The 20,756-nt window shown below is 63.6% G+C and carries 20 protein-coding genes and 2 tRNA genes; 5 read left to right on the forward strand and 17 right to left on the reverse strand.

The genetic code is table 11. The features are described from left to right. Positions 1-49: 49 nt before the first annotated feature. A complete protein-coding gene (locus tag OZ411_RS06365) occupies positions 50-1,315 on the forward strand; it encodes a nucleoside transporter C-terminal domain-containing protein (RefSeq protein WP_282527233.1) in 1,266 nt (421 codons plus the stop codon). Positions 1,316-1,428: 113 nt separating this feature from the next. Here the strand turns inward: OZ411_RS06365 and OZ411_RS06370 are convergent, their stop codons facing one another. Further along, positions 1,429-1,962, reverse strand: coding sequence for a cupin domain-containing protein (locus tag OZ411_RS06370; RefSeq protein ID WP_282527234.1), 534 nt, complete (start codon positions 1,960-1,962; stop codon positions 1,429-1,431). A gap of 103 nt (positions 1,963-2,065) precedes the next feature. Continuing rightward, complete coding sequence (locus OZ411_RS06375; protein ID WP_282527235.1) at positions 2,066-2,356, reverse strand: usg protein; 291 nt, start codon at positions 2,354-2,356, stop codon at positions 2,066-2,068. 387 nt (positions 2,357-2,743) lie between these two features. Here OZ411_RS06375 and OZ411_RS06380 point away from each other — a divergent pair, with 387 nt between their 5' ends. Both OZ411_RS06380 and groL read left to right on the forward strand, forming a co-directional pair. After that, the gene (locus OZ411_RS06380) at positions 2,744-3,058 is read left to right on the forward strand and encodes a co-chaperone GroES (protein WP_130581725.1); all 315 of its coding nucleotides are present in this window, start codon (positions 2,744-2,746) and stop codon (positions 3,056-3,058) included. A 41-nt stretch (positions 3,059-3,099) separates the two neighbouring features. Then, complete coding sequence (gene groL, locus OZ411_RS06385; protein ID WP_130581724.1) at positions 3,100-4,740, forward strand: chaperonin GroEL; 1,641 nt, start codon at positions 3,100-3,102, stop codon at positions 4,738-4,740. Between the two features lie 217 nt (positions 4,741-4,957). Here groL and OZ411_RS06390 read toward each other — a convergent pair whose 3' ends face one another. From OZ411_RS06390 to OZ411_RS06455, 14 genes are all read right to left on the reverse strand, one after another. Next, positions 4,958-5,722, reverse strand: a complete 765-nt coding sequence (locus OZ411_RS06390; protein ID WP_349016980.1) for a transporter substrate-binding domain-containing protein — start codon at positions 5,720-5,722, stop codon at positions 4,958-4,960. Between the two features lie 8 nt (positions 5,723-5,730). Then, positions 5,731-6,114, reverse strand: coding sequence for a cytochrome c (locus tag OZ411_RS06395; RefSeq protein WP_245476612.1), 384 nt, complete (start codon positions 6,112-6,114; stop codon positions 5,731-5,733). A gap of 24 nt (positions 6,115-6,138) precedes the next feature. Next, positions 6,139-7,863: a PQQ-binding-like beta-propeller repeat protein gene (locus OZ411_RS06400; protein ID WP_282527237.1), complete on the reverse strand. Its 1,725-nt coding sequence runs from the start codon at positions 7,861-7,863 to the stop codon at positions 6,139-6,141. 484 nt (positions 7,864-8,347) lie between these two features. Continuing rightward, positions 8,348-9,499 (reverse strand): SPFH domain-containing protein, encoded by a 1,152-nt coding sequence (locus OZ411_RS06405; protein ID WP_282527238.1) that lies wholly within the window; start codon positions 9,497-9,499, stop codon positions 8,348-8,350. Between the two features lie 341 nt (positions 9,500-9,840). Beyond that, positions 9,841-9,906, reverse strand: a tRNA-Asn gene (locus OZ411_RS06410). A gap of 5 nt (positions 9,907-9,911) precedes the next feature. After that, a tRNA-Leu gene (locus OZ411_RS06415) sits at positions 9,912-9,983 on the reverse strand. Between the two features lie 200 nt (positions 9,984-10,183). Continuing rightward, positions 10,184-10,933, reverse strand: a complete 750-nt coding sequence (gene lepB / locus OZ411_RS06420) for a signal peptidase I (protein WP_282527239.1) — start codon at positions 10,931-10,933, stop codon at positions 10,184-10,186. A 137-nt stretch (positions 10,934-11,070) separates the two neighbouring features. Then, positions 11,071-12,228: a DUF2778 domain-containing protein gene (locus OZ411_RS06425; protein ID WP_282527240.1), complete on the reverse strand. Its 1,158-nt coding sequence runs from the start codon at positions 12,226-12,228 to the stop codon at positions 11,071-11,073. 550 nt (positions 12,229-12,778) lie between these two features. Further along, the gene (locus tag OZ411_RS06430) at positions 12,779-13,090 is read right to left on the reverse strand and encodes a hypothetical protein (protein ID WP_282527241.1); all 312 of its coding nucleotides are present in this window, start codon (positions 13,088-13,090) and stop codon (positions 12,779-12,781) included. A gap of 487 nt (positions 13,091-13,577) precedes the next feature. Then, complete coding sequence (locus OZ411_RS06435; RefSeq protein WP_282527242.1) at positions 13,578-14,273, reverse strand: DUF899 family protein; 696 nt, start codon at positions 14,271-14,273, stop codon at positions 13,578-13,580. Between the two features lie 235 nt (positions 14,274-14,508). Next, on the reverse strand, positions 14,509-16,011 hold the full coding sequence (locus OZ411_RS06440) for a glycosyltransferase family 39 protein (protein WP_282527243.1): 1,503 nt from the start codon (positions 16,009-16,011) through the stop codon (positions 14,509-14,511). A gap of 7 nt (positions 16,012-16,018) precedes the next feature. After that, complete coding sequence (locus OZ411_RS06445; RefSeq protein WP_282527270.1) at positions 16,019-17,152, reverse strand: glycosyltransferase family 2 protein; 1,134 nt, start codon at positions 17,150-17,152, stop codon at positions 16,019-16,021. Positions 17,153-17,402: 250 nt separating this feature from the next. Beyond that, on the reverse strand, positions 17,403-17,603 hold the full coding sequence (locus OZ411_RS06450; protein WP_282527271.1) for a hypothetical protein: 201 nt from the start codon (positions 17,601-17,603) through the stop codon (positions 17,403-17,405). A 231-nt stretch (positions 17,604-17,834) separates the two neighbouring features. Further along, positions 17,835-18,203, reverse strand: coding sequence for a hypothetical protein (locus tag OZ411_RS06455; protein ID WP_282527244.1), 369 nt, complete (start codon positions 18,201-18,203; stop codon positions 17,835-17,837). A 138-nt stretch (positions 18,204-18,341) separates the two neighbouring features. Here OZ411_RS06455 and OZ411_RS06460 point away from each other — a divergent pair, with 138 nt between their 5' ends. Both OZ411_RS06460 and OZ411_RS06465 read left to right on the forward strand, forming a co-directional pair. Then, on the forward strand, positions 18,342-19,157 hold the full coding sequence (locus OZ411_RS06460; protein WP_130580269.1) for a DUF72 domain-containing protein: 816 nt from the start codon (positions 18,342-18,344) through the stop codon (positions 19,155-19,157). 12 nt (positions 19,158-19,169) lie between these two features. Beyond that, positions 19,170-19,625 carry a DUF488 domain-containing protein gene (locus OZ411_RS06465; RefSeq protein WP_130580268.1) on the forward strand — a complete coding sequence of 152 codons (456 nt, stop codon included), beginning with the start codon at positions 19,170-19,172 and terminating at the stop codon, positions 19,623-19,625. 218 nt (positions 19,626-19,843) lie between these two features. On the opposite strand, the gene OZ411_RS06470 is transcribed toward OZ411_RS06465, so the two are convergent. After that, positions 19,844-20,752 (reverse strand): PhzF family phenazine biosynthesis protein, encoded by a 909-nt coding sequence (locus tag OZ411_RS06470; RefSeq protein WP_130580267.1) that lies wholly within the window; start codon positions 20,750-20,752, stop codon positions 19,844-19,846. Positions 20,753-20,756: the final 4 nt, after the last annotated feature.

The raw sequence follows: 20,756 nt of genomic DNA on the forward strand, positions 1-20,756 counted from the left end.
GCATTGCACTTGCAGATCGTGCTGCCATAATCGTTCGGGAGATCTGTGAATGTTACAACTGCAATCGGCGTTCGGGGTGGTGGCGCTGCTCCTGATCGCCTGGGCGTTCAGCGAGAAGCACCGCGCGGTGTCGGTCCGGCAGGCGATCGTCGGACTAATCGTGACGCTGGTCACCGCGCTGGTGCTGATCAAGGTGCCGCTGGTGGCATCGGCGTTCGGCGCGATCAACGAGGCCGTCGGCGTCATCGCCGCTGCCTCGCGCGCCGGCACCTCCTTCGTGTTCGGCTATATCGGCGGCGCGCCGCTGCCGTTCGACCTCAAGGCACCGGGCGCGGACTTCATCCTCGCCTTCCAGGCGCTGCCGATCGTGCTGGTCATGAGCGTGCTGACCACGCTCCTGTTCTACTGGCGTGTGCTGCCGCCGATCGTGCGCGGCATGGCCTGGCTGTTGGAGCGGACGCTCGGCGTCGGCGGCGCGGTCGGGCTCTCCACCGCAGCCAACATCTTCCTCGGCATGGTGGAAGCGCCGCTGTTCATCCGGCCCTATCTTGCACAGCTCACCCGCGCCGAATTGTTCCTGGTGATGACGGGCGGCATGGCCGGGATCGCCGGCACCGTGCTGGTGCTCTACGCCACCCTGCTCGCGCCGCTGATCCCGGATGCCGCGGCGCATTTCGTCATCGCCTCCGTGTTAGGGGCGCCAGCAGCGATCCTGGTCAGCCTGATCATGGTGCCGGAGACGTCCGATCAGCGCACCGGCGGATCGCTCGAACCCGGAACCTCCAGCGATCCCGAGATGCACGCGTCCTCGACGATGGATGCCATCGTCAAGGGCACCGCGGCCGGGCTTGAACTGTTGCTCAACATCGTCGCGATGCTGCTGGTGCTGGTGGCGCTGGTCTATCTCGTCAACGCGATGCTCGGGATCCTGCCTGAGATCGGCGGCGCGAAAATTTCGCTGCAGCGCCTGCTTGGCTACGTCATGGCGCCGGTGTGCTGGCTGATGGGCCTGCCGTGGTCGCAGGCCATCACCGCGGGAAGCCTGATGGGCACCAAGACCGTGCTGAACGAATTGATCGCCTATGTCGATCTGTCGAAGCTTCCAACCGGCGCGCTGGATCCGCGCTCGCGCCTGATCATGCTCTATGCGATGTGCGGCTTCGCCAATTTCGCAAGCCTCGGCATCATGATCGGCGGCCTCAACACGATGGCGCCGACGCGGCGCGAGGAGATCAATGCGCTCGGCCTGAAGTCGATCGTATCGGGCACGCTGACGACCTGCCTGATGGGCGCGATCGTGGGGATGTTGACCTGACCTGTCATTCCGGGGCGTCCGAAGGACGAACCCGGAATCCATTTCACCACTTGCGCTTGCGGCCCGATGGATTCCGGGTTCGCGCTGCGCGCGCCCCGGAATGACGGCGGTGGTTAGGTCGTCAACTCCACCGTCTTGAACTCAGCCGGCAGGATGATCTCGAGCAGTTCGACATCATCGGAATAATCGAGGATCATGTGCTTGATCTTCGGCGGCTGGGTCCAGGCGCTGCCTTGCTGCATCAACGTCTCGCCCTGCCCTTCCATGTAGGTCTTCACCCAACCCTTGAGCACATAGACCATCTGGAATTGGACGTCGTGGTAATGCAGCTTCGACACCTCTTCCGGATTGCACGGCCCGACCAGCCGGATCACATGCGCCTGCGCGAGCCCGTGCGAGGCGTCAGCAATTCCGAGATCGCGATATTGCGCATAAGCGCGTAGCCCATCGGCCTTGAAGTCTTCCTCGCGATGATGGCTGATCGCGATGCGCTGCTTCGGCCGCGCCTTGTGCGCCGCCTTGGATACGCGGCCCTTGGACTTGATCGCCTTGCGGGCGGTGGATTTGGCGGCGGTCTTGTGGCCGATCCACTTCTTCCGGACCGCCGTCTTGGCTGCGGGTCTTGATGCCGCCTTCTGTTTAGCCATGGCGTGCCTCCCTATTGCAGGCGTCCGCGACGCGGACGCGTCGGAGGGAACGTTACCACCGTTCCGCCCGGCGGCAATCGGTCTTGGCGCCTTACTTGGCGTCTCAGTGCAACCGAAAGACGCCGTCGACGGCGCGCAGCTCAGCCGGCTTGATCAGCTTGGAATGCGCGACGGTCACCGAGTGCAGCGGCCCCTCAAGCTTCTCCTGCCAGAAGGCAAGGAAATCCTGCAGCGCCGGGAATTTCGGGAAGAGATCGTAATTCTGCCAGACGTAGGTCTGCAGCAGCGAAGGATGGTCCGGCATCCGATAGAGGATCTGCGCCGTCGTCAGCCCGTACCCCAGCATCTGCTTCCGGAAATCGTCGGAAACAACCCCACCAACCCGCGAGACCATATGCCAACCTCCGCTTTCGAAGGAGCGCATTCACGGGATGGCTTTCCTGCCGGAGCCACCCCGGCGGAGATGCGCTCACATGAGAGAAATGTGACGCATGCGACCAACTCATCACAAGCCTAAATGTTTAACGGGCTGTTGAAAAATCGTGCGTTAGCAGCAACTTAGCGCACGTGCTAATACGGGTCTCGCCGCTCGCCCGGAGATCAGTTAATGATGATAAACGATACTGGCAGGCGGCAATTTCGAGTGCCAATTTTTCTGCTAGAAGCCCTTGCCCCCACGCAAAGTCTGGCCTATTTCCATCGCAGCTAGCTTGGCACTCGCCAAGGTAGACTGCTAACGCTCCAGAATTCTACAGCATCCAGAATAGCTTAGGAGGACTGCATGAGTTTCCGTCCGCTTCACGACCGCGTCGTGGTCAAGCGCATCGACGCCGAAGAGAAGACTGCAGGCGGCATCATCATCCCAGACACTGCCAAGGAAAAGCCCTCGCAGGGCGAAGTCGTCGCCGTCGGCCCAGGCGGCCGCGACGAGGCCGGCAAGCTGATCCCGATCGACCTCAAGGTTGGCGATCGCGTGCTGTTCGGCAAGTGGTCCGGCACCGAGGTCAAGATCGACGGCGTAGATCTGTTGATCATGAAGGAAAGCGACATCATGGGCGTCCTCGACGTCCCCGCTTCCAAGAAGAAGGCGGCCTAAGGCCCTCCCTCCCAGGATAAATCCCTCAAGGAAAAACACACATGGCAGCTAAAGAAGTCAAATTCTCCGTCGAGGCGCGCGACAAGATGCTGCGCGGCGTCGACATCCTCGCGAATGCGGTGAAGGTCACCCTCGGCCCGAAGGGCCGCAACGTCGTGCTCGACAAGTCGTTCGGCGCTCCCCGCATCACCAAGGACGGCGTCACCGTCGCCAAGGAGATCGAGCTCGAGGACAAGTTCGAGAACATGGGCGCGCAGATGGTGCGCGAAGTCGCCTCCAAGTCCGCTGATGCGGCCGGCGACGGCACCACCACCGCCACCGTGCTGGCGGCTGCAATCGTCAAGGAAGGCGCCAAGTCCGTCGCCGCCGGCATGAACCCGATGGACCTCAAGCGCGGCATCGACCTCGCGGTCGAGGCTGTGGTTGCGGACCTGCAGAAGAACTCCAAGAAGGTCACCTCCAACGACGAGATCGCCCAGGTCGGCACCATCTCCGCCAACGGCGACGCCGAGATCGGCAAGTTCCTCTCCGACGCCATGAAGAAGGTCGGCAATGAGGGCGTGATCACGGTCGAGGAAGCCAAGTCGCTGGAGACCGAGCTCGACGTCGTCGAGGGCATGCAGTTCGACCGCGGCTACATCTCGCCCTACTTCGTCACCAACGCCGACAAGATGCGCGTTGAGATGGACGACGCCTACATCCTCATCAACGAGAAGAAGCTCTCCTCGCTGAACGAGCTGCTGCCGCTGCTCGAGGCCGTGGTGCAGACCGGCAAGCCGCTCGTCATCGTCGCTGAGGACGTCGAAGGCGAAGCCCTCGCCACCCTGGTCGTCAACCGCCTCCGTGGCGGCCTGAAGGTCGCAGCCGTCAAGGCTCCGGGCTTCGGCGATCGCCGCAAGGCCATGCTGCAGGACATCGCGATCCTGACCGGCGGCCAGGCGATCTCGGAAGACCTCGGCATCAAGCTCGAGAACGTCACGCTGCAGATGCTCGGTCGCGCCAAGAAGGTGATGATCGACAAGGAGAACACCACGATCGTCAACGGCGCCGGCAAGAAGGCCGACATCGAGGCGCGCGTGGCGCAGATCAAGGCGCAGATCGAGGAGACCACCTCGGACTACGACCGTGAGAAGCTGCAGGAGCGTCTCGCCAAGCTCGCGGGCGGCGTCGCGGTGATCCGCGTCGGCGGCGCGACCGAGATCGAGGTGAAGGAGCGCAAGGATCGCGTTGATGACGCGATGCACGCGACCCGTGCAGCCGTCGAAGAAGGCATCGTTCCGGGCGGCGGCGTCGCCCTGCTCCGTGCTTCCGAGCAGCTCAAGGGCATCCGCACCAAGAACGACGACCAGAAGACCGGCGTCGAGATCGTGCGCAAGGCGCTGTCGGCGCCGGCCCGCCAGATCGCGATCAACGCGGGTGAAGACGGCTCCGTCATCGTCGGCAAGATCCTCGAGAACAAGACCTACGCTTACGGCTTCGACTCGCAGACCGGCGAATACGCCGATCTGGTCAAGAAGGGCATCATCGACCCGACCAAGGTCGTGCGCGCCGCGATCCAGAACGCAGCCTCCGTGGCGGCGCTGCTGATCACCACCGAGGCGATGGTCGCCGAAGTGCCGAAGAAGGGCGGCGCCGGCCCCGCAATGCCTCCGGGTGGCGGCATGGGCGGCATGGACTTCTAAGCAGTCCTCGCTTCCAGCGATCCACGACATGCAAAACCCCGGCAGCAATGCCGGGGTTTTTGTTTTTGCCGGTCTTGATCTTCCTCATAAGCCAACCGTACCATCCGGTGTCATTCCGGGGCGGCGCGCAGCGCCGAGCCCGGAATCCATTTCGCCGCTTGCGCAGAGCTCTCCGCTCGCGCCGGATCGCGAATACCGAGCGTTCTGCCGGCGCAACTCATTTTGGCGGCTGCAGCTCGACATCGTAGCGCGCGTAGATACGGGCGAGCGTGCCGTCGGCCAGCAATGCCTCCAGCACAGCGTCGATGCCCTGTCGCAGCTTTTCGTCTGGGCTGAGCATCCCGACAGCGACATTCCAGTTCAGGTCCGGCTCGTCCTCGAAGGCTGGGATGCGGCGGACGCGTGCATTGGGATGGTTGTGATTGAACCAGCCGATTGCGGCGGGCGTGACCGCCGCGGCATCGATCTCGCCGTTGGCCAGCGCGTCCATGATGTCGTCCTCGAACGCGAATGGCGAAGCCTTGATCCCTCGCTTGCCGAGCGTCATGGACGCGATCGAGCCGACCTGCACGCCGACCCGCTGCTCCGATCCCAACTCCGCCAGCGACGCCACGGTGGAGTTTGCTCCAACCGCCAGCGCGACGCCGCTGCGGTGATAGGGCCGCGACATGCGTAAGCCCACCTCTGCCAGCACCGCGCGGTCGGCGATCGCATCGAGGATGACGTCGCAATCGGCGCGGCGGTACTGAAAGCTGTTGATCACCCAGTGCTGCTCCAGCGAGACCTCGAGCCGTTTCGCCAGCTCCCTGGCGATTTCGACCTGGAACCCTGGAACGTCACCGTGCCTGCTGGCGAACGGCAGCGCGTTGGGGTGCGCGCAGAGCGTGAGCGCACCGCGCTGGTGGATCGCTTCGAGCGAACGCGCCGTGGCATCGCTGGCGCCGCACAAGGCCAGCAGGCTTGCGAGAACAACAAATCGCATCGCCGGCATCACTCCTCGAGCGCGCGGATATACGCCACGATCGCCATGATCTGGCTCTCCGAAAAGGCGCCACCGAAGGCCGGCATGGCGCCGGGCTTGCCCTTCCTGATCCGCTCCGCGAGAAAATCGTCGTCGCGTTTCGTGCCGGCGAGCTTCGGTCCCTTGCCGGCGGCGCGGCCACCGTTCTGGTGGCAGAAGCCGCATGAGGTTGCGAACATTGTGCCACCCTCGATGTCGCTCTCCTTGGCCGACTGATCTTGGTTGGGAGCCTGGCTTTGCTGCGCGCGGACGCCCAACGGCCACGAGGACTGCAACAACAGCGCAATGCCAGTGGCGAGAAAAATTGATTTCGACATTCGCATCAGGATTGCAGCGGTGGGACGCAACAGCATCCCACCGCCTCCCCGTTATGATTGTTACTTCAGCGAAAAGACGACGAGCGCGCCGGCATCCTTCGGCATGCTCTTGTAGGGTTCGCCGAACAGCGCCGGAAATTCATCGGCCACCATGCCGCCCCATCCGGCCGGCACCGCGATGTACTGCTTGCCGCCAGCGGTGTAGCTGATGATGCCGCCATTGTGGCCGACGCCATTATAGTGCGACCACAATTCCGACCCGGTCTCGGCATTGTAAGCGTGCAACACGCCGCGCGAGTCCGGCACGAACACCAGATTGCCGCCGGTGGCGAGCACGCTGGCGAGCGGCGGCTCGCTGAAGGTGACCTCCCATTTCTTGTCGCCCGTCACCGGGTCGCGGGCACTGAGGTGTCCGCGCGCCGGCCCGTCCGGCGGCGGGACCAGCTTGAAGTTGGCGCCGATGTTGAGCTGCGCCATCGGCTCGGTGATTGGCGTGGTCTTCACCACGTCCACGTCCATGCACCATTCCTGTCCGAGCTTGTACCAGAGGCCAGTCTTCGGGTTGTAGGAGCCCGCGTTCCAACTGATGCCGCCGGCGATCGCCGGGCAGAGCGGCGAGCTCGTCTGGCCGAGCGACAGATCGCGCCGACCGATCAGTTCGCCGGTCTTCGGGTCGATATCCTTCACGAAGTTGATGTTCTTGGCGAGCCGCCAGACGTTCTGCACCTTCCCGTTAGTGCGATCGTAGACGAAGACGAAACCGCCCTTGTTCGGATGCACGACGAGCTTGCGGCCGTCACGGTCGATCATCAGGAATTCACCGACCGCCGAGTCGAAGTCCCAGGCGTCATGCGGCAGCTCCTGGTGATAGAACTTCAGCTTTCCGGTATCGGGGTCGAGTGCGATCACCGAGGTGGTGTAGAGGTTGGTGCCCGGCCGCGGCCCGCTCTTTTGCCAATCCGCGCCGGACCAGTCGTAGAGCGGCGCGGGATTCGCCGTGCCCCACCAGATGGTGTTGGTCTCCAGATCGTAGCCGCCCGGCATCCACGCGCCGCCTCCGCCGGTGCGCCAGGATTCATTGCCCCAGGTCGCCTTGGCGTCCTCGGTGCCGGCCACGGTGAAGAATTCCCATTTCTTCTGGCCGGTCTTGATGTCGACGCCGAACAGCGGGCCGCGCGAGGTCCACTCGCCGCCCTGGCTGCCGATGATGACGGTGTCCTTCACCACCAGCGGCGCGCCCGTGAAGCCGACGGTGAGCTTCTTTGAGTCGACCAGGCGCGTGTCCCACGCCGGCTTGCCCGTCTTCATGTCGAGCGCAATGAGACGTCCGTCGACGGTGCCGACGAAGACCTTGCCATCGCCGAGCGCGACGCCGCGATTATACGGCGAGTGCGTTTGCATCGCCACCAGTTGTTCGTCGAGCTCGGGGAAATACGACCAGATGAGCTTGCCGGTCGCGCCATCGAGCGCGTAGACGCGACTGTAGGAGCCCGAGTAGTACAGCACGCCGTCAGCCGCGAGCGGCATCGACTGCAACCCGCGCGTCGAGCGTCCCGGCATATGGATCCAAGCGACCTGAAGATTCTTGACGTTATCAGCGTTGATCTGATCGAGCGCGCTGTAGTGATACGACTTGTAACCGCCGTGGTAGGTCAGCCAATCGTTGGGCGTTTGCTCGGCTGCCTGTAGGCGCGCCGGATCGATCGCCAATGCGGGTGGCGCAACAGCCACAGCGGCCAGCGCGAGTGCCGCACCGCACGTAAGGTACTTGATACCGATTGCCATTGGATTCCTCCCCTTTGATTTTTCATTTTCATGTCAACGGAATTGCATCCCGCCTGCTTCTCGCAGCGGTCTTGTCCTCCCTCTCGTGATTGCCGATTTGTCGTCGCGGCGCGTGCATAGCTCTCCCTCTTGGCGGAGAATGTCGAAGCGCACCCGTGGATAGAAAATAGCCTAGAATGCCCTCTCGAACTGTCAAGCTTCAACACGGCCCCTGGGCGCGGCCTTTTGTGTTCCCCCGCCGAAAGGCGATCGTCTCGGAGTGGATCGATTTTGCCCGGAAATTGCGACCTGTGTTCTCGGATGAATGGATTCCGGGCTCGATGCATCGCATCGCCCCGGAATGACGAGGGATAGACTCTCCTCTCGTCATTCCGGGGCGGCGCACCGCGCCGAACCCGGAATCCATTTCACCGCTTGCGCGGACCTATCCGTTCCGTTCCGCGCAACGACGTAAGGAAGGGCCGCCCGTGGGCGGCCCTTCCTCTCACGCACTCTCCGCGGGCTTCAGGCGAACCAGCCTGGTGAGCAGGGCATCAAAGCCCTGCCCGTCGCCCGCATGCAGGTCGATGCGGCCGACCTTCTCCACCAGTCGCTCCAGCGACTCCAGTTCCTTGAGCCGGAGCAGCAGAGGGTTCTCCTCCATCAGGCGGGCGGTGTTCAGGAGCGAACGCGTCGCCGCGGTCTCCTCCTGCCGGCGGATCAGGTTCGCCTTCGCGACCCGCTCCGCCTCCACCACCTTGTTGACGAGCTCGCGGATCTCGCCGGGCAGGATCACGTCCTTCACGCCGAGCTCCGTCACCTCGACACCAGAGTCCGCGACACGCTCGCGGACATAGTCCCGAAGCTCCGCATCCAGCACCGCCTTCGCCGACAGCACCTCGTCGAGCGTGCGGCCGGCGACCGCCTCGCGGATCGCGAACTGCACCAGGCGGTACAGCCACGCATCCACGTCAGGCACCGTCGCCACCACCCGCTCGGGGTCGACGATCCGGCGAAACGCCGTCAGCGTCACCCGCAGCGCGATGCGATCCTTGGTCAGCATCTCCTGCGCGGTGATCTCGATCGCCTGGGGACGCAGATCGAGGCGCTTCACCTCAATCTTGCGACCGGCGATCCAGAAGGCGTGCCGACCGGGCGCCAGCCGCTCCACCAGACGGCCGTCGACATAGAGCAGGCCAGCCTCGTGGTTCTCGACCACCGCCTCGGTGATGACGCCGATCCGCTGACGCTCGATCATCGCCAGATGCCGCGCGTCGACGCGAGGATCGACCGCCACGTCGATGCGCTCGACGTCAACAGCGGTTGCGACCTTCCAGTAGACGCGCACCTGCCAGGGCGTCATCAGGTGCACGGGACGCCCGTCGAGGCTGACGATCGCGATCTCGTTCGCCTTGGTCTCGACCGCCTCGAACAGCTCCGCCGCAAGATCAGGCCGCGCAGCCTTCAGCACCGCGTAGCGATCCGCGGGGAATTCGGTGCGGACGACGTTGAACATCTCCGCCGTCAGGTGGCCGAAGGGATCGAGCAGGCGATGACGACCGGGCTCAAGCACGCGCTCGAGCCTGCCGTTGCGCGTCAGCAATGCGCGCTCACCATCCTTCACCGTCAACTGCGTCGTCAGCAAATGCCAGGTCATGGCACGCCTCCATCATTGGCGCTCCGGCCTTGCGGCCACAGAGCGGATTTCATCTGCAAAGGATGTCGAGGACGCGGACGCGACTTCCTGAGAGATCGGCGGGCCGAGGTTTGAGCTTGCACGATGACGGGCGCACGCGCGCGAACGCTCGACGCGTGTCGAGCGATCGAACGGAGCCACCCGGCATCAGCGCAAGCGGTATCCACCGCGGCGCAAAGCCGGTTCTCACAGTGTCTAAGTTCGGACGAAAAGCCCTTTTGGGCGATGCGGCCGGACTGCGACTGAAGCGCGCGTCCGGTCCCCTTTCAGAGGTATCAGCGTTTCAGGCTGAAACGGAGCGCTGGAGCGGGATTCGAACCCGCGACCCGATGAGTAATAGTCACCTGCTCTACCAAACTGAGCTATCCTTTGTTGGTGCAAGAGATCGGAATCGAACCGATGCCTTCGGGTGTTACCCCGACGCTCTCCATGAGCCACATCCTGCGTCTTCATTCGGCGGAACACGAAACCGGAAACCGGCCCGCGCCAGTCGGGTCTCAACGAGCCCGAACCCATGGCCTAGCGAAGGAGCGCGCTAATAAATCAAACATCTCCAAGTTGCAAGAGCGCGCGCGAGATTTTTCGTCATGCTGCAGCCGCTGTAGCTCCGCGACCACACAATGAGGTACGGCAATACGGCGACGCTCAATGCACGCGCGAGCCTATGCGCTCGGTGCGGACAATGCCCGTGGGTGAGCGGGAGTAGAAGATCAGCCCGGCGCGACCGATGATGTTTTCGAGCGGGATATAGCCGACGGCCGACATCACGCGGCTGTCGGTCGAATTATCGCGATTGTCGCCGAGCATGAAGAAATGGCCGGCAGGCACGGTGTAGATGCTGGTATTGTCGTAGAAGCCGTTGTCGATACAGTCGAGCGTTTCGTAGCTAACGCCGTTCGGCAGCGTTTCACGCCAACGCCGTGTCGGCTTGGCATTCGGACCATTTCCGCAAGGATCTTCGCCGACGGAATCCGGCAGGCGTTCCCGCGCCATGGCCACATCATTGTTATAGAGTTGCCCCGCCTTCATCTGGATGCGGTCGCCCGGCAAACCCACGACACGTTTGATGTAGTCGACGCGGTCGTCCTTCGGCAGACGGAAGACAACCACGTCGCCGCGCGCAGGGTCCGATCCGAAGATGCGTCCTGAAAACAGCCGGGGAGAAAACGGGAAGGAATAATGCGTGTAGCCGTAGGCGAACTTCGAGACGAACAGGTAGTCGCCTTCCAGCAGCGTCGGGGCCATCGAGCGCGCGGGAATGCTGAAGGGTTGAAACAGCAAACTTCTAAACACCACCGGGGAGAGGATCGGAATCGCGAGCACGACTGCCGCGACGATCAGCAATATCTTACCCCACCGCCGACTTCTTCGGCCCGTTTCCTGCACCAACGTCATGCCCCGCCCCATTCCGACATGTACGTTTTCGAACATACACGGGGCGAAGTTCCGCGCAATTGCTTTGCACGGGACGTGCTATGGATTCACGGTTCGCGCCTGAAATACCATTGAATCGCGCTTGACGCGCGTCCGCGTCACTGCACCCTCGCCAGCACCGCGAGCCGGCGGATGCCCTTATTCCGGTACGCATCCAGGAACGCGTAGTAGTTCTTGAAGGAGACGCACCCGTTGGAATCGCCGTTGGGCCCGAGCATGTAGGTGTGCGCGAGCAGGCCGGAGCGGCCGTAGATCTTGTCCTCGCCGCCGATCGGCGTCAGGCGCAGCGCGGGCACGCCGTGGAACAGCGCTTCGCGCGGCTTGAGCTCGTAGATGTGCGGCGGCGTCACGCCCTGCATGCGGACATGCGCGTAGCGGACGTCGTCGATCTTGGAGCCGAGGCCGGAATGCGCCTCGAGCCGGGTGCCGTCGGGCAGATACACGGTCTTGGTGGCGATGTCGTAGACGGCGGTCTGGCGGTCATAGGGTGGCGAGCCGCCGTTCATCGGGTTCTGGCTCAGCGTCGAGGGAATGCTGGCGGTGACGTTGGCGTCAGCGGAGGCGAACGACAGCAGCGAGCCCGAAGACTCGCGCTTGCCCCAGAGCTTCTCGACGATCGACTGCCTCTCGCCTGAGGCGATCGACATCACCGCCGCCTTGGCGCGCGCCGCCATGTCGCGGACGCCCGACGATTTTGCGGCGGGCTTAGTGTCAACCGGCGCGGCCGGCGTGTTGAGCGCGACCTGCAATGAGGTCGCCGCTTCCTTCTTCGCCGCTTCAACCCCCTTCGGCGCTGCACCTGACTTGGCTTCGGCGAGTTTGGCTGCGGCGGCTGGCTTCGGCGCTTCCGCGATCTTCGGCGCTTCCGCCGGCGGTGCGGCCTCGGCCGCCCGTGACTCCACGCCCTCCGGAGCGGCGGCCGCAAACCTTTCGTTAAACATAATCGAAGCCGAGCTTGGCTCAGGCTTCGACAAGGTCGGCGGCGGTGGCGGCAGCGACGCGAACACGTCGTTGAAGGACGGCGTCGAACGCGCGGCGACCGCAGCCTCCCGCTTCACGACAGGCGCCTCATAGGCGGCACTGCCCATCGAGGGATAGACGTTCGCCGCGAAGATATTGGTGTAGACGGTCCAGGCGCAGCCGACCACGAGCGCCGCGACCGCGGCGCTGCCAATGAAATGGTGAGGGAGGACTTTCCGGGAAGATTTTTTGCGGGAGGGCGCCGCAAAGCCAAACGCACCGGTACTCGTACTCATTCGCCTTGCGTCCAGAACAGTTCCACTTCTTCCTCGTGTGAGAGTGCAGGACAATCGCCGGAGCATCTCGCAGAGGCGCGGAGCGTCATTAAGGCGACTTTTAGTTAAATGCGGATTAAACGCGGGCAGATCTGAGGCGTGAGAAACGGCAGGAAATTTCCTTACCAATTACCCCGTATTGTTGCGGAAATTGGGCATGATTTATCCCTGTCCCAAAGCGGGATTCGGTTTGCCGGGATCACTCGCTTCCAGGTCGCGTGCCAGGCGTGTACTCACGAATCCCGCGCCGCAGATCAGGGTGCGTATGAGGTCCGCTGTGCCCCTGTTAGCGGCGCGATAGCAGACCTCACCAGAGGTCCGAGTTGGGCCACAAGCCGAGGTCGGATTGGCATGTCGAGGTTATCCGGCAACGTTGTCCATCGCCGCAAGCGTGTGACGCGGCCCGAAGGTCGTCTCGGTCAGCACGCAAACCGGTGTGAGCTTCATGGGCCATGGAAGCTCGGGGTCCGACCCGCGAGCTACGGATTGCGGGGAAACCAAAGGTCCGTGGTCAGTCTCTGAAGCCATTCCAGATGCCCTGAGACAACCTGATTGCGAACTTACCAATGCCGAATATGAAGTATCCTGCGAACACCAGGAAATATATCACCAGCAAGCCGCCGATGAGTTGATAAACAACTTCATCGTTTCGGTCCCAAGCTTGCACGATCATGTAAACAACAGCGGAACCAATCACCACTGCTAGTGTGACAACGAACCGAGCGAGCAGCCAGCGCGCTAACGCGCGCGCATTGTCTTCTGGAAAATAAGTCCAAGCCTCGTCCCAATAAATCGACAGCCTATAAAGCCAGTCTCTAATCATGGTGCAGCTGTTATCATGGCGGGGGCGGTGAGCATGGCGGGACCGTCGACTTTCGAAAGCTTTGGATGCTATCCCAAAGACCCAAAGCCCCAAAAACGAAAATGGCGACGACTACGAGGACACTGTGGGCCCTTTGAAGATCTTGAAAGACGGCTTCTGAACGCATCACTTTTTCTGTGAAGGACCCGAGCCCTTTTGCAATCGCCACAACCAAACCACCAACGATGGCATCAAGCGAGAGCGCGAACGTAACCCGTGTCAGCTTGACACAAAATCTGCAAGTTTGGTTCCGCAAAAACAGCCGAAAAGTCATATCGACCCCCACTTGCAAACTCGAAAAATAGCACTCTAAGATTGTTTTGGACAGCTTAATCTTCTAGGCCGTCCCAAGGTCAGCTCCGGGTCACGATCGGTAATACACTAACTGTTCGTAAGATCTCCGCTTGGCCATCAGAAGCTGACATCGACGTCTTTATGAGTACACGCCCTAATAATTCAACTTCGGATACCAGTCCGTGCCGCGGCCCTCCGGCGTGGTGTCGAGGATGGTCCAGAGCGGATCGATATCAGGCGCGCCGCGCGGGTCCTGGCCGGGGTCGGACATCTTCGGTCCCATCTCGCCCGACCAGAAATGGCGGATGGTGCCGTCGCGCCGCGTGAAGACGTTGTAGCCGGGCGCATCGGCATCGGCCGCGCTGACGTAATCGCGCGTGTAGTCGCCGGACATATCCGAGAAGATCCTGTGCTGCGTCCAGCCGCGCGCCTGCTTCGCCGCGACCAGCCGCTCGATCGGCGAGCGCGCCACGAACACGAAGGCGATGCGCTGCTCGACATCGGGCAGCTTGGCTTCCCAGGTCCCCATGAACGAGGTGCACATCGGACACGGCTTCTCACGCTGCGGCCCGAACATATAGCTGTAGATCACGAGCGTCTGCTTATCGCCGAACAGCTCCGGAAAACCGACCTTGCCGCCCTCGCCGATGAACTCGTAAGCCTTCGTCACCTCGCCGCCCGGCGGCAACGCCCGGCGCAGCTCGGCGACACGCGCGATCTGGCGGCGCAGCTCGATTTCTTCGATGAGCAGCGCCTGCCGCGCTAGGCGATATTCCGCGCTCTCATTCGGGTGGCGCGCGGTGTTGGTGGCGGCAAGCTCGGCGGCGGGTTTCAGGATGGAACTGGTCATGACGGAACCTCGCTGGTTGGCGATATCTCGTAGAAGACGTTCCTGGAGGCGCGAAGACGACATGCTTGCTAAAAAATTCTGCTCGTCGTCACCCGCCACCGGGTCGGCGCGTACGCGCCGCCCGATGACAGGCTCCGGCGGGTGACCCAGTATTCCACAGCGGCAACTGGAGCCGAAGCGCCGCTGCGTACCCGCATGCGCGGGGTATGACGCCATCGTTTGCGGCAAGAGCGCGCTACTGCAGTTCCGGCGGCGGCGAGCGGTCGAAGACGTCGCCCTTCGGTCCTTCCAGGAGATAGAGCGCGTAGGTCTCGATCACGAGCGGGCCGCGTTTGCGCTGCACCTCGGCGATCCTCTCCGCATGGGAGAACATCTCTCTCAGGAACGGCGGATCCTCGGGCCGGGCTTCATGGACATAGAGCAGTTTTCCGGCAAGCTCGCTCGCGCTCGGCTCCGGCATGTTCACCCAGCGGATGCGCTGGGTCGGCTGCGCGACGCAGGTGCCTTTTGGCAGATAGAATGCGAGCCAGCCCGTGGTGCCGTAATCCGGCGCCAGCACGCAGGTCGCGCCGATACGCGCGCGCGCCGCTTCGATTTCCGCCGCCGTCTCGCGCCAGCCGACGCCGACGCTGCGCACGGTGGCATCGCGGCGGTAGAGCGTGAGCACGCCGGTATTGGCCTGCACGATCAGCAGCACGAACATCACGATCCCGGTCGGCGCCGCCCAGCGGCGGCAGAAATCGGCGAGCCGATGCCAGCGTCCCTCCCACGGCACCATCGTCGCCGCCACCGCGGCCGCGACCATGAAGGGCGGATAGACCGGTGCGAACCAGTTGGCCTCGACACGCGCATGCAGCGAGTGCCAGATGAAATAGACCACGATGATCCAGAACATCAGATTGACGAGCAGGCGCGAGGCGAAGGCGCCAGTGCGGCGGAACGCCAGCGCATGCAGCCCCATCGCACCGAGGATGAAGACCAGCGGCGTCGCGAACGCGATCTGGGTCGGGATCAGTTCACCGATGAAGGCCAGCCTGAAATCCTCGATACGCGCCCGCCCCATCTGCTTGATGAAGGAGACCCAGTGGTGGTCGGCATTCCAGAGGATGACCGGCGCGAACATCAGCAGCGCGAGAAGGCCGCCGAGATAGAGCCAGGGCGACAACAACCAGTGCCGCAGCTTCGGCACCGCGGCGAGCCAAATCAGGATCGCAGGACCGAAAAACAGCGCGGTGTATTTTGACAGGAGCGCAGCGCCGGCGGCGGCGCCGACTGCAAGCCACCATGCGCCCTGCCCGGTCTCCAGCACCTTGGCGAGCGCGAACAGCAGCAGGCTTGCGGAGACCAGAAGCGGCGCATCCGGGGTCACGATCATGGTGCCGACCGCGGCCAGCAAGGTGGCGTTGAGCAGGATCGCCGCGCTCGCCGCCACACGCGTGCCGCCGAACAGGATCTCGGCCGCGCGATAGACGGCCCAGCTCATCGGCAGCGCCAGCAGGATCGAGACCAGCCGCACGCCGAGCTCGGTATCGCCGGCAATCAGCGTGCCGGCGCGGATCACCAGCGCAACCATCGGCGGATGGTCGTAATAGCCGCCGGCCAGATGCTTCGACCACATCCAGTAATAGGCTTCGTCGAAGGTGATTGGCGTAACGGCGGCGGCGAGAAGCCGCAGCAGGACGAGCCCGACGACGGTCACGACGGTCGTACGGACGAGACTCGCCTCGTTCGGATTCATGTCCCGATCATCGCTTGCGCCAGACGAACAGTCCGGACATCGCGTAATTCCAGACCACGCCCATCAGCGCGCCGGCCGCGCCCGCAAGCCACCAGATCGGCTCCTGGTCATAGACCGAGAAGGCGACGCCGACATTGGCGAGCAGGCCGACGCTGCAGACGAGATAGAACAGCAACAGGCCGCGCAGGATCGCAAAGCCCTTCAGCCGCTGGTCGCGATAGGTCAGGAAATTGTTCAGGACGAAGTTGCTGGTCATCGCGACGATCGCGCCGGTCGCCTGCGCCTCCGGAAACGGCGCGCCGAATACTTCCAGCGCGACGTATAACGCGGCCAGATGCACGAGCAGGCCGAGCGAGCCGACCAGGCCGAACAGCACGAAGCGGAGCGAGATGACGTCGTGGGTCAGCTTCGCAAGCACGAGGCCGAGGAAATCCAGCGCGACCATGGAATCGAGCTTGCTCTCGCCGTGCTGCCGCGAACCGAACGTATAGGGAATCTCCACCGCGCGCAGCTTGCCCTGCGCGGTGGCGACGACGTCGAGCAGGATCTTGAAGCCTTGCGTCGAGAGGTCTGGGGCCAGCTCCTCGAAGCGGTCGCGGCGGATCGCGAAGAAGCCGCTCATGGGATCGGCGATGTCGACCCGCAGCAAACGGCGCGCGATCTCGGTGGCGAAGGCGCTGGCGCCAGCGCGCTGCTTGTCGAACCCCTCGGCCCGGTAGCCCTCGATATAGCGGCTGCCGACCACGAGATCGGCCTTCCCGCTCCGCAGCAGATCGACCATCTTCGGCAGTTGCGTCTCGTCATGCTGCAGGTCGGCGTCCATCACCACGGCATAGGGGGCGCTGGAGGCCAGGATGCCCTCGATGCAGGCGCCGGAGAGCCCGCGCCGCCCGACCCGGCGGACGCAGCGCACGCGCGAATCCTGCCGCGCCAGGCCGCGCACCACCTCCCAGGTTCCGTCCGGGGAATTGTCGTCGACGAAGACGACCTCCCAGGGGATACCGGCGAGCGTCGTCTCCAGCCGCCGATACAGGACGGTGACGTTGTCACGCTCGTTGAAGGTGGGGACGACAACCGAAAGAAGCGGCAAACCAACGGCCTGCGACGGGATTTCGGGGCCCGGTTTGATGGCGTCATTCATGGCGGCCAAGCGTATATCCGCGCCGCCGAGCCGCGGGAAGCCCTAAACGCCGGCCAGAATGCGGGAAAAAGGGCCTGGAGACGCCCAAAAATGCCAACGACCACGAACAACAGGCGCGCGTACATCCGGCGCTGCCTTGCTATTGCGTGGTCGTCCCGACGCCAGAGCCCTTTCAGACTGCGACGGCGCCGTTAACAACTAGATAGGAACCGCTGTACGCTTCCGCAAGGGGCTGTGCGGGGCGCTCACGCTAGTTCGGCACCTCCCGAATCACCGGCCCCCTCGGGGCCGGCTCGGCGGGTGCCGGTTGCGCTGTGGCCGCCGGCGGCTGCGCCGCGGGCGGTTTGGCGGGCTTGCCCATCTGCCCGATCGGCCCATACACGACCGCCGCCCCCAACACGATGACCGCGACGATGGCGCCCAACAGGCCCCCGACCGATTGCGATGTCATACCCGATTGTCCCCGCAACTGATGCGCGATCTCGGCCAAGCGCACTTTTGGCCGGATCACACGCCAACGGCCGGTGATATCACGAAAAACGGCAATCAAGGAATAGGATTGCGGGTCGCTCCCTCCCCGTCATTGCGAGCGCAGCGAAGCAATCCATCGCGCCACTTGCGGAGGCATGGATTGCTTCGTCGCTATCGCTCCTCGCAATGACGGCCGGGGCGCTCTGGTAGCCTATTGCTTGCTGTTCGCCGCCGCCTTGCGTCGGACGAAAGCGGTGACGATGTCCTTCTGCGCAAGGTCGATGGCGCGGTTGGCGGTGCCGAGATGCGCGCTCGCGTCCTCGTTCGGGAATTGCTCGGTGAGGAAGCCGATCAGCGAGGCCCGGAAATTCTGCCGCTCCGAGGGACACGCACTCGCCATCAGGGAAGCGAACTCCTGGTCCGACATGGTCTTGTTGCTGTCGCGGGGATATTCGCGGGCGAGGCAATTCCAGTAGGCGTCGCGGCCGATCACGGCGAGCTTGTGCGCATCGTCGAGATCGTCATCGGCGATCGCGGCGGAGGGTATCAGAACCAGAAGGACCGCGATCATCATGCGCATTGTTGTTCTCCTTTTTGGGGTATCCTAACGCGGATGGCCTGGATCGATAAGCGTGGAAAGCTTGACGCCGGCCAACTGGCCAATCACGATTTATTTGACTACTCTCGGGTGGTCCCCTCCTCACGATGAGTTCTTCTCGTGGCCAAAGCCCCAAAGAAAACTGCAGGCAGCATCTATATCGGCATCGGCGGCTGGACCTTCGAGCCGTGGCGCGGCGTGTTCTATCCGGACAAGCTCGCGCAATCGAAGGAGCTGTCCTATGCCGCATCGAAGCTGACCTCGATCGAGATCAACGGCACCTATTACGGCTCGCAGAAGCCGGAGAGTTTCCGCAAATGGGCCAGCGAAGTCCCCGACGGATTCGTGTTCTCCGTGAAGGGCCCGCGCTTTGCGACCAACCGCCGCGTGCTGGCGGAAGCCGGCGACTCCATCAAGCGCTTCTATGATTCCGGCGTGCTGGAACTCGGCGACCGACTCGGGCCGGTGCTCTGGCAATTCGCACCGACCAAGAAATTCGACGGCGCGGATTTCGGCAAGTTCCTCGAGCTCTTGCCGCGCAAGCTCGACGGCCGCGCGCTGCGCCATGTGGTCGAAGTCAGGCACGACAGTTTCTGCGTGCCCGACTTCGTCGCGCTGATCCGCGAATTCGAAACGCCGGTCGTGTTCGCCGAGCACGGCAAATATCCGGCGATCGCCGATGTCGCCAGCGATTTCGTCTACGCGCGGCTGCAGAAGGGCAATGACGAGATCAAGACCTGCTATCCGCTGAAGCAGCTTGACGCCTGGGCCAAGCGGTTCGAGGAATGGGCCGGCGGCGGCGATCCGGACGACCTACCGCATGTCGAGAAGACAAAACCGAAGAAGATGCCGCGCGACGTGTTCGCCTATGTGATCCACGAGGGCAAGGTGCGCGCGCCGGCCGGCGCGATGGAGTTGATCGAGCGCGTGAAGTGATCGGGACGCCGGATGGCCAGGAAACTCTTCACGATCGGCTACGAGCAGACACCGCCCAAGGCGGTGCTCGATGAGCTCGAGCAGGCCGGCGTGAAGCTTCTGGTCGATGTCCGTGCCGTGACGTCATCCCGCCGGCCAGGCTTTTCCAAGAATCAGCTTGCGGCAGGGCTCGACGAGCGCGGCATCGCCTATGTCCATCTCGCGGCGCTCGGCACCCCGAAGGAGGGGCGGCTCGCCGCGCGCAGCGGCCAGCATGAGCTGCTCCGCACGATCTATGGACAGCACCTGAAAACGTCGCAGGCGAAAGAACAGCTCGACGAATTGTCGTCGCTGGTGAAAAAGGCGGGACCGGTGTGCCTCATGTGCTACGAGCGTGACCACACGCATTGCCACCGCCAGATGATTGCCGAGATCATCGAGGACCGCGACGGCGTGAAGGTGGAGAATCTGGTCGCGCCGCAGGTATAGGTCCGTAGCCCGGGTGGAGCGAAGCGTAACCCGGGTATCTGCATCCGCATCGCGAGCGGCCCCGGGTTGCGCTTCGCTCCACCCGGGCTACAAGACTTCCTTTCATTCCGGGGCGCGCGTAGCGCGAGCCCGGAATCCATCGAGCCACGGGTGCAGGTGGATAAATGGATTCCGGGCCTGCGCCTTCGGCGCATCCCGGAATGACAGGGGAGCGTGGATTACCCCTCCAGCCACAATCTCCCCTCCATCATCTTCACGCAGCCGCCGCCGACATGCACGGACGCGACAGTGCCACCCTGTTTGCGGACGCGGGTGAGCAGGAGGCTCGGCCGGCCCATGTCGACGCCCTGGCCGATGCGCAGCCTCAATTCGCCGTCGCGCACCTCGTCGAGATCGGCAAGGAATGCGGCGGCGGCCGCCGTGGCGCTGCCGGTCGCGGGATCCTCCGAGAGGGCACTCGAGCCCGGATGGAACATGCGCGCCTGCAGGTCGAGCGGCTGCTCGGCTGCGGGCACGTCGCGGGTGTAGAAATAGACCGCATCCGAACCGTCGCACGGAAACGTCCGCGCGAAGGCCACGGCATCGGGTCGTGCCCGTTTCAGCGCGTCGCGCGAGGCGAGCTCGACCATCAGGAACGGCAGGCCGACCGAAACGATCTGCGGCAGATGCCGGTCCGTCTTCACGTCACTCGCCAACAGCGACAAGCAGGCCGCGGCCTGTTCGGTGCCGACGTGGGACAGCCGCTGCAGCGGCTGCGGCGCGGTGAGCTCGGCGCCCGTGACCCTGCCCTGCTCGGTCAGGATCTCGACCGGCACGAGCCCCGCCTTCTCCTCAAATCTCAGCCGCACCGGCGGCTTTTGCGCGAGCGTCGCCAGCACGAAGGCGGTGCCGACATTGGGATGACCGGCGAAGGGGATTTCCGAGCGCACGGTGAAGATGCGGACCTGCGCATCGTTCGCACTGTCCTGCGGCGGCAGCACGAACGTCGTCTCGGAATAGTTGAACTCGGTCGCGATCGCCTGCATCTGCGCGGTCGAGAGCCCGCCCGCCTCGAGCACCACGGCGAGCGGATTGCCGCCGAACGCGCGATCGGTGAAGACATCAACGGTGACGTAGCGACGCTGCATGAAA

This window comes from Bradyrhizobium sp. Arg237L (genome assembly GCF_029990105.1).
GTDB lineage: Bacteria > Pseudomonadota > Alphaproteobacteria > Rhizobiales > Xanthobacteraceae > Bradyrhizobium.

Excerpts from the sequence above, each read along its gene's own strand:
- OZ411_RS06430 (WP_282527241.1), bottom strand. The coding sequence starts at position 13,090 with ATGATTAGAGACTGGCTTTATAGGCTGTCGATTTATTGGGACGAGGCT.
- groL (WP_130581724.1), top strand. The coding sequence starts at position 3,100 with ATGGCAGCTAAAGAAGTCAAATTCTCCGTCGAGGCGCGCGACAAGATG.
- OZ411_RS06445 (WP_282527270.1), bottom strand. The coding sequence starts at position 17,152 with ATGAATGACGCCATCAAACCGGGCCCCGAAATCCCGTCGCAGGCCGTT.
- OZ411_RS06450 (WP_282527271.1), bottom strand. The coding sequence starts at position 17,603 with ATGACATCGCAATCGGTCGGGGGCCTGTTGGGCGCCATCGTCGCGGTC.
- OZ411_RS06440 (WP_282527243.1), bottom strand. The coding sequence starts at position 16,011 with ATGAATCCGAACGAGGCGAGTCTCGTCCGTACGACCGTCGTGACCGTC.
- OZ411_RS06455 (WP_282527244.1), bottom strand. The coding sequence starts at position 18,203 with ATGCGCATGATGATCGCGGTCCTTCTGGTTCTGATACCCTCCGCCGCG.
- OZ411_RS06405 (WP_282527238.1), bottom strand. The coding sequence starts at position 9,499 with ATGACCTGGCATTTGCTGACGACGCAGTTGACGGTGAAGGATGGTGAG.
- OZ411_RS06375 (WP_282527235.1), bottom strand. The coding sequence starts at position 2,356 with ATGGTCTCGCGGGTTGGTGGGGTTGTTTCCGACGATTTCCGGAAGCAG.
- lepB (WP_282527239.1), bottom strand. The coding sequence starts at position 10,933 with ATGACGTTGGTGCAGGAAACGGGCCGAAGAAGTCGGCGGTGGGGTAAG.
- OZ411_RS06365 (WP_282527233.1), top strand. The coding sequence starts at position 50 with ATGTTACAACTGCAATCGGCGTTCGGGGTGGTGGCGCTGCTCCTGATC.
- OZ411_RS06370 (WP_282527234.1), bottom strand. The coding sequence starts at position 1,962 with ATGGCTAAACAGAAGGCGGCATCAAGACCCGCAGCCAAGACGGCGGTC.
- OZ411_RS06465 (WP_130580268.1), top strand. The coding sequence starts at position 19,170 with ATGGCCAGGAAACTCTTCACGATCGGCTACGAGCAGACACCGCCCAAG.
- OZ411_RS06400 (WP_282527237.1), bottom strand. The coding sequence starts at position 7,863 with ATGGCAATCGGTATCAAGTACCTTACGTGCGGTGCGGCACTCGCGCTG.
- OZ411_RS06390 (WP_349016980.1), bottom strand. The coding sequence starts at position 5,722 with ATGCGATTTGTTGTTCTCGCAAGCCTGCTGGCCTTGTGCGGCGCCAGC.
- OZ411_RS06425 (WP_282527240.1), bottom strand. The coding sequence starts at position 12,228 with ATGAGTACGAGTACCGGTGCGTTTGGCTTTGCGGCGCCCTCCCGCAAA.
- OZ411_RS06470 (WP_130580267.1), bottom strand. The coding sequence starts at position 20,752 with ATGCAGCGTCGCTACGTCACCGTTGATGTCTTCACCGATCGCGCGTTC.
- OZ411_RS06380 (WP_130581725.1), top strand. The coding sequence starts at position 2,744 with ATGAGTTTCCGTCCGCTTCACGACCGCGTCGTGGTCAAGCGCATCGAC.
- OZ411_RS06395 (WP_245476612.1), bottom strand. The coding sequence starts at position 6,114 with ATGCTGTTGCGTCCCACCGCTGCAATCCTGATGCGAATGTCGAAATCA.
- OZ411_RS06435 (WP_282527242.1), bottom strand. The coding sequence starts at position 14,273 with ATGACCAGTTCCATCCTGAAACCCGCCGCCGAGCTTGCCGCCACCAAC.